The organism is bacterium, assembly GCA_019695335.1.
Classification (GTDB): domain Bacteria; phylum CLD3; class CLD3; order SB21; family SB21; genus JABWBZ01.
Genome location: JAIBAF010000080.1, coordinates 1 through 14845, shown reverse-complemented (window position 1 = coordinate 14845; position 14845 = coordinate 1). Strand labels below are relative to the sequence as shown.

Sequence of the window (14845 nt, the reverse complement as noted above, 5' to 3'; positions counted from 1 at the left end):
TGATAAGAATCATAGGGACGGTTGTTCTGGCGCCTGTCGCTGAGGAGATTATTTTCAGAGGCCTGATTTTAAATGTACTGGTAAAACGAAACCTGAATAGACATCTGGCCATATTTCTTCAAGCCTGTTTTTTTGTATTACTTCATAATTTTGCCTATCAAAACACTCTGACATCCAATATAGGGATCGTACAAACTTTCATTGACGCGTCCTTATACGGTTATGCACGCTTCTATACTCAATCTCTCTATACACCCATAGGCATGCATATGACCGGCAATATTATTGCAACGGTAGAGCGATTTATTTTCTAAATCGAAGTGCAAAAGCGGCAAGGAATACACAAATTTTGTGTATTCAAAAACACTTGAAAAATCTTTATTGATTTAAGAAATTTTCCCTCCTAAAATAGATTTCAACAGGCCATCGTGTTTATCGCCTCTATCACGTAAGCCCAAATGACATCGAGACATTGACAGAATATCCCAAAAAAATAACATTCAAATACCGTTGGCGGAAATACCAACAGCGGGTACTGGACGAGTTGCAAGAACATTTAACGGATAGGCATTTACACGTCATTGCACCGCCAGGTTCTGGAAAAACGGTTTTGGGGCTTGAAGTAGCCATCCGGCTAAACCAACCGACTTTAATACTTGCACCGACTATCGCAATCCGTAATCAATGGATACAACGATTTTGCGAATTGTTTCTCCAAACTACACAGTCTGTTGATTGGATTTCGAGAGATATTCGACATCCAAAATTTATGACTGTTGTAACGTATCAGGGGCTTCATGCAGCTTGTAATAACTTGAAAATTGAGGAAGTTGATACGGAAGATGAAGATGAAACGGGAGAAAACGAAAAAGACAAGTTAACGAACCAAAATTTTGAGACTATAGTCAGCGAACTAAAGTCTCAAAACATAAAAACCATTGTGGCGGATGAAGCCCACCATTTGAAAAATGAATGGTGGCAGACTCTTACAAAAATAAAAGAAAAATTAGATCCGATTATCGTTGGCTTAACCGCAACACCGCCTTACGACGTAACGGCTAATGAATGGCAACGGTATGTTGCTTTAAACGGACCTGTGGACACGGAAATTTCTGTTCCCGAATTGGTTAATGAAGACGATTTGTGTCCACACCAGGACTACGTTTACTTCACATTCCCGACGGAAGAAGAAAATCGAAACATCCTTCACTTTAGGCAGAATATTGAAAAGTTGTTTCAGGAAATTAAAAATGATAAGACCATAATCAGGGCAATCGAAAATCATCCTATCTGGCAAAGCCCGATGGAACAATTGGATTGGATATACAATAATCTTGCGTTTTACTCGGCATGTTTGATCTATCTTCACGACAACAATAAGGAAATCCCTGACACTCACCTTGAAATCATCGGTGATAAAGAATTGAAAATTCCAGCACTCGATTATGAATGGATCGAAACTCTTTTAGATTTTTATCTTTACCATGAAAAAGAACATTTCAGGGAATTTGAAGAACATCAGAGAACTCTTGAGAACCGATTAAAACGATACGGCGCTTTGGAAAGGCGCCAAATCAATTTTTTACAGAATAAACGGGTAGCGGGCTTTTTGACTTCAAGCATTAATAAACTCAACGGCATTCAAGAAATCGTGGACTTTGAATATAAGCAGTTGGGTAAAGATTTGCGCTTAGTCATACTTTCCGATTTTATCCGGAAAGAATTTTTCGTCAATGGGAATGTGAACGACGTGGAGTTGAGTAAAATCGGGGTCATTCCAATTTTTGAAAAATTAAGACGAGAAAACAGTGATCGTAAAAAAATCGGAGTTTTAACTGGTTCTATCATTATTATTCCTGCCAGTTCTTTTACGGCATTTGAAGCGAAGGCGGCCGAGTACGGCATTACACAAATCATTTCAAGTCCGGTTTCGTTCGACTCGGATTACATTCTGATCAATCAGAACGATCAATTAAAAAACGGTATCGTTCATATCGTGACTCAGATCTTTCAGAATGGTGAAATTGAAGTGCTTATCGGAACAAAATCGCTTTTGGGAGAAGGTTGGGATGCACCCGCGATCAATTCTTTAATTCTGGCAAGTTTTGTCGGGTCATTCGTTCTTTCCAATCAAATGCGTGGCAGAGCTATACGAACACAAAACGGTAATCAAAACAAAACGGGAAATATTTGGCACTTAGTCTGCATTGATCCGACATTACCGGCCGGAGGAGACGACTTTGATTTACTGAAAAGGCGTTTCAGAAGTTTTGTAGGTATTCCATTCAACAATGAATCTGCTATTGAGAACGGAATCGGCCGGCTGAATTTGCCAGAAAACATTTACAATAAAGAAGAGCTCGAAAAGAAAAACAATGAAATGTTCAGTCATGCCGGTAACCGAGCAGCTCTCAAACAGCATTGGAAGGATGCGCTGGCAAAAGGAGTTAATCTAGTTGAGGAAATTAAAATTCCATTCCCCGGAAAAAGGAAATACAATGCCTTGAAATCAATGTATCTAAGTAAAACGATCGCCAATGCCTTAGCGACACTAGGCTCTGGCATACTTGGTTATGGGCTGGAGAGCTTGCAAAATGTTGACATTTCCAAAATCAAATCGGCTAATGACCTGTATTTGTGGCTAACTGTTTTTGGCACTATTGGGATGGTAATTTTTGGCGGACAAACTTACAGGACACTCAGGCTCTATTTCAAATATCGCGACATTTCAAAAGACATCCGGCAAATCGGTCATGCCTTGCTTAATTCCTTGATTGAAGCCGGAGCGATCAGTACCGACCATTACAAATTAAAAGTTGAAACATCCGTTGACAATTTGGGGACTGTTTATTGTCGCTTGGACGGTGGGAGCACCTTCGAAAGATCGATTTTTATAAATGCGTTGCAGGAAATAATTGCGCCCATTGACAATCCCCGGTACGTCATAATAAGAAAAAACAGGTTTTTGTTTTTCATACGGCAAAAAGATTATCATTCGGTTCCGGAATTACTCGGTCGAAATAAGAATCTGGCTGAATACTTCAAGAACCAATGGGAAAACCTTGTAGGTGCTTGCGATCTGATTTTTACAAGGACAATCGATGGCAGAAAGTTAATTCTGAATTCAAGGATACAATCATTAGCGGCACAATTTGACAATAAAATAGAACGTTTAAACAAATGGCGATGAGAAGAAATATTCCCAAAGACTTTTTTGAATTTACACGAATTTTGTGTATTCACAAATGCTTAAAAAATCTTATTGATTTAAGAAATTTTCCCTCCTAAAATAACATCCAGCGGGGTTAACGATTAAAAATAAGCTTGGAAAGCGCAAGATATATCACATTCTAATTTTTCAAAGCAGAAACTAAACGCCATTGATTTTCTATTTTCACAGTTAAAGCTTTTGATTTTGAATCTTTAGTGAACCCTTTAAATATTGGCTTTATTCGTGATTTATAAAAACCTCGCACACGACGTCCTATGCCTTGTTTTATATAATCATAATTTTCAGGGTTTTCATCAAATAAATATGTAAAGTCAAGCACATGAGGTTTAATATCTTTAGGCCTCTCAACGGAATTCACAAAATATTCTGAGGGAAGAGTAATATCTGTATGGTAGTATCCTTTGTACTGACAGAAACTTTTATTTTTGAGAAATTCCGGAAGAACAATAGGACATTTTGTTTTTGGAGGCGCTTCACTAATAGGTATTAGTTCAGTAGCCCTTCCAGAATGAGTTTCAAACGCTAAGTCAATAGTACGCATCGCAAAATCTAAGGCTTTACCTAAAGAATCCACTTTTGATTCAAGATAGTTTTCATTTTCAATAGATAATTCCTCATTTATTTCATGCATTTTCTTTTGTAAAGTAGTCGACTTTACTAAATGTCCGACAGAATTAATTGACAAAGCCATTCCTCCTGGAATCCTATGATCATGCCACCATCGTTTATCAGCCTGTGAACAAAAATAGTTAATTCCTGTATTCCACATCCATGCCGCTTTGGGATTTCCTGGTTTTTCAAGCCAGATATTATCTAAATATATTTTATCAAAATCTACATTATCTAACAGATATAGAGAACAAATTTTTTGGGCTAATTTTTTCATATTTCCGTCGGGCAAAGCTCGTGATATTCTTTGAGATTTAATAAAAATTATGAAACCACTCTTTTTTCCTTCAAAGCCATCTCGTGTCCAAAGTCTACGAGACATTTGGATTTTTTTTTCAATTGTAGAATTAGGTGATTGGAGGTCTGCATCATCAAGAATGCAGAATTCAAGGCGATCTTGTTTAGCTGCTATGCGACCAAATAAGCATGGCTGATTTTTTTGCAGCCATAGATTAATACAGGTTTTAGTGATAGTTTCATTACAATTTTCATCAAATAATTTATCATGAATTTTATTCAAATCATCTGAGAAGCCATTTTGAACCCTCCATTGATCTTCAACTAAACTTTCTAATAGTTGAGCGACAGTTTCACTCATAATTGTTTTGCGTCCTCTGTAGCGGTGAATAAGGGCTTTCTTGAGTACTTAGCCTTACATCATCGACAGCCATGAGCTTGCCATTTAAATGAAAAGCAAGTATTGAATTAATGAAATCTTTTGGATGAGCAGTTGAATCAATAATCATCTCACCTATAATATCTCTTTCCCAAGGAGTATTCTCTGGAATCGAATCTTTTTTTGTAAATTCAACAATCCAAACATACCGAGGTAATTGCATTTGCCAATAGTAGGCAATTATCTCCATCGAACGCCATTTTTTTTGTCTTGTATGACTATTACCAGGAAAAATGTCTGTTTTAAATTGATCACCCCGTCTTAAATAAATGCAAGATATAAGCTCAAGAGCTTCTTCTTTTTTCCAATAATCAAAATGATGTATATAATCAAGATACTTGGAAACTAAGTTTCTTACATCACTTTCTCTTAGAAATACTCTATCCGGCATTACCCAAAGGCATTGCTCAACAGGCATTCCACCTATGGTTAAAAAATTGTATAGTTCTTTTGTTTTTTCATCAATTTTTACTTCTTTATCGATTTTAAGGGTTTGATAGGGTCCTTTAGTATCATCGTGAACAATAAATGCATCGATGTAAGAACAAAAAGAATCATTTATTCCAAGATTATTTTGTGCTTTCCCATATTTATAACCTATTACTGTCAGCACATGTTCTGGAACTGCAACTATTACCGGAATTTCACTTTTAACACAAGCATATAATAAACGTAAATGATCGGAACAGTCTGATCCTCCCGGATAGGTCAACTCTGCATTAAAATCCATGGATTTTAATGCATTATACATCTGGTAAACAACTAAACCATCACGCGGTGCTCCAACACTAAATAATAAATTAGCTTTCTTGGCCATTTCACTGGGGCGATATCTTCGTGAGAAATTTCGAGCATTAAGATACCTTGCAAGCATCCACAAATCTGCTTCGGCGCATACAGAAACAACCTCATCCTGTTCAATAAAGGGCATTCCATATACTTTAAATTCATGTCCTAAAATATGAGAAACAAATCTCGGCAAGCAGTGGACATAGCCACCATTTTCATTGTCTTTATAAGGGCTAACTAGCACTGTCTCTGCAACAGTAGTTGGAATAAGCGGGCGAACAACACAATAACCTAAATATGGACTTGGATTTTTTTGTGTAAACTCTTTCGGTAGATTATATAAGTCTTCGGGGTTTAGGTATTCCTTATTATCATTAACCCTCGAAAAAAAATGTAATCGTTTTGCCATTCTTGGAATATCATGGAAAGTCCTTGAATACCATGCTTGATATTCGTCAGCCCAATCACTACTAATGTATGGCTCAACAAGAACAGTTTTGGCCTTAAGTTCCTTTTCTGCAAACTCCAAAATAGAATTTAAAACACTCGGTTTTTCTAATTTATTCTCGAGAATCGAAAATACTTCATCTTTCCAATTGCTTTTAATTTCAATCAGGTTAAGACTAGCTTTTTCAACCAAATCACCTAATTTGGTTGAATTTGACAGAGATATTGGAAAGTCCATAAACAGCTACGATGATTTTTGAGAAAAAAATTATACTTTTGCTTTCTTAGCGCGAAGTAGTCTTTGTTCCTCAATGTAAGCCCCTGTTCGCTTGCGATCAGATTCTAATTTTTTATGTGCTTCGTTAAGAGATTTGCTAATATTCTCAAATACTTGCTTCTTTTCGGGATTGTCTAGCATTTTCCCAAAAATTGATTGGTGATTCTTACTCGGCATAAGAATTCCTTTCATTGCAATAATTAAATAATTGTCGTTATTGATGATTACGCATTGGTAGGATAAAAGTTCTCACTTCACCTTTAGACTTAATTTAAGGAAAATTAACGCGATGTCAATATAATTTTATTGTTTTTTATAGTACCTTCTCCGCAATCAATCTTCCGCTTTCGACCGGCACGCCATGTAGTTCTTCCGGTTTTTCGTGTTTGGATTTGCTCGTGAATTTAGCAAGCAGTGTGTAGACGACGGGAATGATCACCAGCGTCAGAAATGTCGAGAAAAACATTCCACCGACGACGGCAAGACCGAGCGGACGGCGCGATTCCGCTCCGGCGCCCAGGCCGATCGCAATCGGTAAAACGCCGAAGATCGTCGCAAAGGACGTCATCAGGATCGGGCGCAGACGGATCGTTGCGGCTTTACGCACCGCTTCAAGAGCCGATTCGCCCTGCGCACGCAATTGATTGGCGAATTCCACGATCAGGATTGCGTTTTTCGTCACGAGCCCGATGAGCATGATCAACCCGATCTGCGAATAAATATTCAAAGTTTGACCGAAAACAAACAGCGTGAGCAGAGCGCCGAATACCGCGAGCGGCACGGATAATAAAATCGTGAACGGGTGAACGAAACTTTCGAATTGCGCCGACAAGACGAGATAAATAAAAATTACCGCGAGCAAAAACATAAAGTATAAACTTGCGCTCGATGTTTTGTATTCGAGCGACTGGCCGGCGAATTCGCGTTTCACGCCCGCCGGTAATACTTTGGCAGCGATCTTGTCGAGATCGTCCAGCGCAAGGCCGAGCGGAAATCCCGGCGGAAGACTGGCCGAAATATTCGCCGAGCGTACGCGGTTGTAGTGATTTAATTCTTTCGGCGAAACCGTTTCATTGATTTTCACGACGTTGGCAAGTTGCACGAGTCCCGTAGTCCCGCGCACATACAGATCGCGGATCGCATCCGGCGTGGAACGGTTTTGAGCTTTCGTCTGTAAAATGACGTCGTACTGTTTCGTGCCGCGTTTGAAATTCGTCACCGTGCGTCCGCCGAGAAATGTTTCCAGCGTCGAACCGATTTCAGATACGGAAACCCCCACACCTGCCGCGCGTTCGCGATCGATGCTGATATCGAGTTGCGGTTTATTGAGCCGCAGATCGGTATCCATATTGATCAGGTAACCGAGTTTCATCGCTTCGCCCATCATTGCACCGATGGCCTGATTTAATTCTTCATAACTGTCCGCCTGCAGTACGTAATCCACCGGTCGCGACGTAAAACTCGCGCCGATGCTCGGCGGATTGATCACAAACGCGAGTACGCCCGGGATCGAGATCAACTGCGGGAAAAGTTCCTGCACGATCTGCTGCTGCGATTTTTCACGTTCGTGCCGCGGTTTAAGATTCATAAACATAAATCCGTTGGTCACGCGTCCGGGCCCGCCGAATCCTAACCCGATCGCGGTAAAAAGTCCGCGGCGTTCGGGACGCGCCATCAACCGCGCTTCAACTTCGCGCATGTATTTGTCGGTGTATTCGAGCGTGGCGCCTTCCGGAGCAATCACGATTCCAAATCCGATTCCACGGTCTTCAGTTGGAACCAATTCGCTCGGAATAAATTTAAAAAACACGGCGCTGACCATCACGGATAACACCGCGCCTGAAAGCATCCAGACACGATGTTTCAAAGCGCCGTTGAGAATTTTCGCGTACGCACGATCGAGAAATTCAAAAAACGCATCAAACGACCGCGCCGCCCAACCTGTACCAGTTCCGTGCAGCGGTTTGAGAATTTTAGACGACAGCATCGGCGTCAGCGTTAATGCCACAAAACCGGAGATCAACACGGCGACAGCAACAGTGATACCGAATTCATTGAATAAACGACCGACCGAGCCGGTGAGAAATGCGAGCGGAATAAATACGGCGACGAGTGCAATCGTGGTTGCGATGACGGCGAAACCGATTTCCTTACTTCCGTCAATCGCTGCCTGCCAGCGCGATTTACCCATTTCCATGTGGCGATACACGTTTTCCAAAACGACGATCGCGTCGTCTACCACAAGACCGATGGCGAGCACCATCGCGAGGAGTGTCAGAATATTGATCGTATATCCGAGGAAGTAAGCGATCGCAAGCGCGCCGATGATCGAAACCGGGATCGCCAGCGTCGGGATCAACGTTGCGCGGAAACTTTTCAAGAAGGCAAATACGACCAGAACGACAAGTCCCATCGCGATCAGAAGCGTTTCCTGAACTTCACTGATCGAATCATTGATAAAAACAGATGAATCGAAAGCGACGTCGAGTCTCATGCCTTCCGGCAATAATTTTTCCAATTCCGGCAAAGCGGCGCGGATCGCTGCGGCCACGTCGACGGTACTGGCTTTGGATTGTTTGACGATACCGAGACCGACGGCGGGTAAACCGTTGTAGCGGGCGACGGTACGTTCATCCGCCGCGCCGACGGTGACATCGGCGACGTCGCGTAAACGAACGATGTTAGTATTTTTTTGAGCGACGATGATCGCACCGAATTCTTCCGCTTTGGCTAATTCGCCGCGCGTACGGACGGCGAATTCACGTCCGAGTCCTTCGACGCGTCCGCCGGGGATTTCCGCATTTTCACGACGGATCGCCGCTTCGATATCCTGCGTCGTCAGGCCGTGAGCCGCCATCCGGAGCGGGTCGAGCCATACGCGCATGGCGTACCGCCGCTCGCCGCCGATGATCACCGAACCCACGCCGGGCAATCGTTGAATACGTTCTTTCAGAATGCGGTCGCCGATGTCGGTCAGTTCCAACCCGTTATGATGTTCGCTTGACAACGCCAGCCAGACGATCGCCTGCGCATTGGCATCGACTTTCGAAATGACCGGATCGTCAACTTCCTGCGGCAATGCGCCGCGGATACGCGACACACGGTCGCGCACGTCGTTCGCCGCTTCATCCACGTTACGCGTCAGTTCGAATTCGATCGTAATGACCGAACCTTCTTCGCGGCTCGACGACGTCAGCGTTTTCACGCCTTCCAGCGTCGCAAATTGCTCCTCGAGCACGTTGGTAATTTCCGTTTCGACCACGCTCGAACTCGCGCCGCGGTACAACGTCACGACGGAAATGATCGGCGCGTCGATATCGGGATATTCACGCACCGGCAACCGCAAAAATGCGATAATACCGAACAGCATGATCGTCAGGCTCATAACGGTCGCCAAAACCGGCCGTTGGATTGAAATATGACTGAGTTTCATCGATTATCCTTTATATGATTCATTATAATTTTTTACTGTATTAACGGTACTCCATCGATCGCTCTAAACCTTCCTGCCAATGGGCAAAACCTTCTTTTGAAAGACCAAGAAGCTGAGCCGTCACGGCTGCAGCTTTTTCTTTATTACGCGGCCAGGTGTTTTTGACAAGATGATAGACGTGACACTGCAGCGCCCAACTATCCCAGTCTCGTTTCGAAACCCGAATCGGACTCCCAACAACATGGTCAAGAAACATTGCATAGAGCGTCACGTACTCGGTCAGTTCTTTCAGTAATGCTTCGGGAAGCGAACCTGGGAATGAACGAAACCTCGGTTCGAAGTGATCCATTGCCTGCGTAATAAGCTTTCTGTATTTCGATGTAATGCTTTCCAGATCGGCGTCTTGGAAATAAGCGCCTTGTTTTAGCTCGGTGGCCGCCTTGACGCCATTTTTCACGGCTCTGAATTTTACACCGTCAATGGTTATGGACTTAGCTGCCACTAAAAGCCTTTTCCGTCAGGTACAAATCCAATCCGGCTCCCCAAAAGTTTTTTTTAATTTCGCGGGTTACAAATCCGAATTTTTCGTAAAACTTAACCGAAACCTGCGACGTCCATGATTCGATTTTCTGAAGATTAGGATGCTGATCCATGTGTTCACCGAGCCAATTCAACCGGTGCCGGAGCAATTCACTGCCGAGACCACGGCTTTGAAAATCCGGATGCAGAAGATCCCATGAAATGCGAACTATTTTCTTATCGTTCTGAAATTTCAATCCGCCGCCGCCGGCGATCTTGCCATCCAGTTCGATCACAAAATAATATGCCGCATAATCCTTGAGATACGTTTCAAAATCTTTTTGTTCATTCGGGTCGAAAAATTTCGGCGTATTCAGTTTAAAAATAGCGATCAGTGCGTCGTAATCATTTTCGGTAAAAACCCGGATCATGGTTTCGCTTGACCGTTCGTTTGGCTGGCCATCGGCATGACTTTCGCACCATCGAATAATTTCTGATGTCCTGCTTCCACTATAGTGGCGCCCGCTTCCAACCCATTGAGAACTTCGACCACGTCCGGCAAACGAATACCCAGCGTGAGCGCCGTCCGTGCAACCGTGCTGTCGGCTTTTACGACAAAAACAAACGATTGATTGCCGCTGGCAAAAATCGCTTCATTGGGAATCGTGATCGCGTTGGCATGTTCGTTGAGCACGACTGAAATATTAGCCGACATACCGGGACGAAATTTCTGACCTGGGTTCGCCACGCGAGCGACTACCCGCGCGTTGCGCGTCGATTCGTCGACAATCGGTTCGATGACGGTCACACGGCCTTTGACTTCCAGATCTGGATTCACCGCCGACGAAACAGTAATTTCAGTTCCTTGCTTCAATTGAAGTAAAAATCTTTCCGGCACCGCGAACGTCACGCGGATTTCGTCGATATTGGCGAGTTCCGTGATCGCATCGCCCGTTCGCAAAAAAGCTCCGATGCTGACTTTGCGTGCGCCGATCAAACCGCTGAAGGGTGCGCGAATGCGTGTTTTTTCAAATTTTGCTTTGGACAACGCCAGATTCGCTTCGGAAATTTTCAGATCGGCCGTTGCGTCATCGAGATCTTTGACTGCGCTGGCTTTTTGTTCGACCAATATTTTGATACGTTCGTAATTGGCGCGGTTTTGCGTCACGATAGCTTCATCGCGGGCCACTTCCGCAGCCAGTTGCCCGTCATCTAGTTGAGCGATCAAATCGTTTTTCTTAACGTAACCGCCTTCCTGAAAAGGAAGACTGACAACGGCCGCATTGATTTCCGAAACGACGGTGATCGCGTCGGTCGCTTCGATCGTACCCACGCCGTCAAACCGGTCGATAACTTTTTGAAGTTTGGCCTGTGCTACTTCCACCGGCATCGGGGGCATGGCAAATTTGCCGGCGCCCTGCGGATCGGAACAACCGGCCAGTACAACAAGACACACCATTGCTAAACATGATCTATAGAGCATAATCCATCCTCTTTGTTATTCAAATTAAAATTCTGCGATACAACGGAATTATCAATAGAACTCGCCAGAATAAAAATTATTTCTTCTCTAAGGTAATAGCTGAAATTTTATCTTTGACCAACGCGTTGAATTTCGGAACCTCATTTTCAGTCAGAGGCTTTAATTTAATCAAAGCGGCATCGATTCGCCGCGCCAGGTCGTCAAACGTCTCGTACGATTGTTTGGCCGGACGTTCGTCGGCCTGTGCTACATAAGCCATCAGTGACACTAATTTATCGTTCAGTTTGATCGGATAATTCAATGCATCCTGTGAAGCTTTGAGTTTTGTCTGAATCAACGCTTCTTCAATGGCTGTGAGGCTATCGTTCAACGGTTTGGCGGCGTCTTTAATCGATTTGCTGAGCGTGGTATCTTTCAAAGAGGCTGTCACGGCATTCATTTGCTTGCGAATGTCACGAACGCTGTTAATGCCTTTTTGAACTTCATTCAGTTTCGATTGCATTGTAAGTAATAAATCCAACAGCGCTTTGAACGATTCCTGCGTTGTAGCAATGCGCGGGTCTTTTTTGATCTCAAATGATTGTGTCTGAACGGTTTTTCCATTGGTGAGGCGAACCTGATACGTACCCGGAATGATTTTTGGTCCGCGCAAATTGCCACCGTCGTAAATCGCGCCGGGGACTTCTATCGCATCGGGATAACGCATATCCCAGACAAAAAGATTCATCCCGGTATCAGCCGGTACGATATCCATCCGTGTTTCCTTCGGTTTGGGATTTTCATAAAACTCCTTCGACGGCTCGACCGTTTTTCCTTTTTGATCTTTATTGCTCGAATACGTGATAATGGATTTACCGTCGGCATCGAGAAATTCTAATTTCACTTCCTCTTTCGGTTTATCTTTAAAATAAAAATAGATCAAAACGCCGTTCGGCGGATTAACGCCGACAGGAACGCCGTCTTGTTTGAATTGAAATCCTCCGATGCGATAAGTATGCCGCGGTTTGAATAAAAACGTTTCCGATTTGGCGATATCATCGCTGATCTGGTACAACGGCGACAAATCATCGAGTATCCAAAACGCCCGTCCATGTGTTGCCGCGACAAGATCCATTTCCCGTGCCTGCACGGCGAGATCGTGAACCGGCACGACCGGCAAATTCATTTGCAATGGCTGCCACGCATCGCCGTCATTGAACGAAACATACACACCGGTTTCCGTGCCCGCATACAACAATCCTTTACGGTTCGGATCATGGCGGATGACTCTTGTGTATGCCCCAACAGGGATTCCGTCGTTGATCCGCTTCCATGTTTTTCCATAATCGTCGGTCTTGTATAAATACGGCTGAAAGTCGTTGAACTTGTATTTCGTTGCGGCAACGTATGCCGTTCCAGCGTCAAATGTGGACAGTTCGATAATGCTGATCAACCCTTCGCCGAAATCTTTGATCGAAACGTTTTGCCATGACTGGCCATTGTCGCGTGAGATGTGGATCAAACCGTCGTCGGAACCGGCCCACAGTACGCCTTTTTCTTTAGGCGATTCGGCAAAAGCGAAAATCGTATTATAAAACTCAACCGTAGTGTTATCTTTAGTGATCGGTCCGCCGGAAGAAACCTGTTTACTGGCATCGTTACGCGTAAGATCGGAACTGATCATGGTCCAACTCATGCCTTCATCGGTTGAACGAAAAACATTTTGTGCCGTTACGTACAATACATTCGGATCGTGCGGCGAAATGACGATAGGAAATGTCCACTGGAAACGAAATTTCGATTCATTAGCGCCGCCGGTCGCATATTCTTGCCACGGCATGATATTCTGTTCCTGTCCCGTCAAACGGTCGTATCGTCCTAAATATCCGGCATAACATCCGCCGAAGGTAACATTCGGTTTTGTAGGATGCGGCGTGATATATCCGCATTCACAACCGGCCGACGTCCACCAGTCTTTGGTATCGATACCATAAGACGTAGTACGGCTGAGAATTTCGACAGAACTATTATCTTGTTGCGTCCCGAAAACGTGGTAAGGAAATTGATTATCCACCGCGACGTGATAAAATTGCGCCGTTGCCTGATCCTGATCCGTCCATGTTTGTCCGCCATTGTACGTAACGACGGCACCGCCGTCATCGGCAAGAATCATGCGGTCGGCATTACGGGGGTCGATCCATAAGTCATGATGATCGCCGTGTTGGGAAGACATGGTTTTGAAAGTTTTACCGCCGTCGATGGATTTATGAAATTGAACGTTGACGACATACACCGCGTCGGGATTTTTTGTATCGGCAAAAATGCGCGTGTAATACCATGCGCGCTGGCGAAGATCGCGGCTCTCATTGGTGCGCGTCCATGTTTTGCCGGCATCGTCGCTCCGGAAAACACCGCCATTTTCGTTTTCTACGATCGCCCATACGAGGCCGTCTTTTACGGATGAGCAGGATAGACCGATCTTACCGACGATGCCTTTGGGCAATCCGGGGTTTTTTGTAATTTCCGTCCATGTGTCGCCGCCATCGGTGGATTGATAAAGGCTCGAACCCGGACCACCGCTCGACATGCTCCAGGGATTACGGTAACATTCCCACATCGACGCATAAACAACGCGCGGATTGCGCGGATCGAGTACGATATCGATCGCGCCGGTTTTATCGTCTTTGAACAGAACGTTTTTCCATGTCTTTCCTCCGTCCATCGAACGGTAAACGCCGCGTTCTTTATTGGGGCCGAAAACATGGCCGAGAGCGGCTACATATACGATATCTGCATTTTTCGGATGCACAGCGACGCGACCGATAAAATGAGTTTCCTGCAGTCCCAAGTGTGTCCATGTTTTGCCGGCATCGACGGACTTGTATACACCGTCGCCGTATGAAATATTCCCGCGAATAGCCGACTCGCCCATGCCGACATAAATCACATTCGGGTCCGATTCGGCAACGGCAATATAACCGACAGAACCGGTCTTGAAAAATCCATCGGAAATATTGAGCCATGTCATACCTCCGTCACCGCTTTTCCAAACTCCGCCGCCCGTTCCGCCGAAATAATAAGTATAAGGCTGGTCCGGATGCCCGGCCACGGCAACGCTACGTCCGCCCCGATAAGGACCGATGGATCGCCACGTCATGGCCTTAATTAAATTCTTATCGTAGGTTTTAATTTTTGTCTGAGCAGACAACGTCAATGTTTCTGCCAGTAAAAGCAGGGCAAGTATGAATTTCACGGCAATGTCTCCTGAATGCGGGTCGTTGTGGAAAATGGTTTAGGCGTGAAGTGTACAGAATTAAAACGAAATCAGAAAGAAAAAATTT

The 14845-nt window shown here is 44.2% G+C and carries 10 protein-coding genes; 2 read left to right on the top strand and 8 right to left on the bottom strand.

The features are described 5' to 3' along the window. Together K1X84_15115 and K1X84_15110 are read left to right on the top strand one after the other, a co-directional pair. The coding region (locus tag K1X84_15115) for a CPBP family intramembrane metalloprotease (GenBank protein ID MBX7152957.1) at positions 1-314 on the top strand (314 nt) is incomplete at its 5' end. A gap of 158 nt (positions 315-472) precedes the next feature. Beyond that, on the top strand, positions 473-3190 hold the full coding sequence (locus tag K1X84_15110; GenBank protein MBX7152956.1) for a DEAD/DEAH box helicase family protein: 2718 nt from the start codon (positions 473-475) through the stop codon (positions 3188-3190). Positions 3191-3350: 160 nt separating this feature from the next. On the opposite strand, the gene K1X84_15105 is transcribed toward K1X84_15110, so the two are convergent. The 8 genes from K1X84_15105 to K1X84_15070 form a co-directional block, all read right to left on the bottom strand. After that, a complete protein-coding gene (locus K1X84_15105; GenBank protein MBX7152955.1) occupies positions 3351-4499 on the bottom strand; it encodes a hypothetical protein in 1149 nt (382 codons plus the stop codon). Continuing rightward, positions 4492-6051, bottom strand: a complete 1560-nt coding sequence (locus tag K1X84_15100; protein MBX7152954.1) for a hypothetical protein — start codon at positions 6049-6051, stop codon at positions 4492-4494. Before K1X84_15100 ends, K1X84_15105 begins: the two co-directional genes overlap by 8 nt. A 30-nt stretch (positions 6052-6081) precedes the next feature. After that, on the bottom strand, positions 6082-6267 hold the full coding sequence (locus K1X84_15095; GenBank protein MBX7152953.1) for a hypothetical protein: 186 nt from the start codon (positions 6265-6267) through the stop codon (positions 6082-6084). A gap of 136 nt (positions 6268-6403) precedes the next feature. Continuing rightward, on the bottom strand, positions 6404-9523 hold the full coding sequence (locus tag K1X84_15090; GenBank protein ID MBX7152952.1) for an efflux RND transporter permease subunit: 3120 nt from the start codon (positions 9521-9523) through the stop codon (positions 6404-6406). A gap of 40 nt (positions 9524-9563) precedes the next feature. After that, positions 9564-10025 carry a hypothetical protein gene (locus tag K1X84_15085; GenBank protein ID MBX7152951.1) on the bottom strand — a complete coding sequence of 154 codons (462 nt, stop codon included), beginning with the start codon at positions 10023-10025 and terminating at the stop codon, positions 9564-9566. Continuing rightward, positions 10015-10473 (bottom strand): GNAT family N-acetyltransferase, encoded by a 459-nt coding sequence (locus K1X84_15080; GenBank protein ID MBX7152950.1) that lies wholly within the window; start codon positions 10471-10473, stop codon positions 10015-10017. Before K1X84_15080 ends, K1X84_15085 begins: the two co-directional genes overlap by 11 nt. Then, positions 10470-11525: an efflux RND transporter periplasmic adaptor subunit gene (locus tag K1X84_15075; GenBank protein MBX7152949.1), complete on the bottom strand. Its 1056-nt coding sequence runs from the start codon at positions 11523-11525 to the stop codon at positions 10470-10472. Before K1X84_15075 ends, K1X84_15080 begins: the two co-directional genes overlap by 4 nt. A 76-nt stretch (positions 11526-11601) precedes the next feature. After that, positions 11602-14661 (bottom strand): glycosyl hydrolase, encoded by a 3060-nt coding sequence (locus K1X84_15070; protein ID MBX7152948.1) that lies wholly within the window; start codon positions 14659-14661, stop codon positions 11602-11604. Positions 14662-14845: the final 184 nt, after the last annotated feature.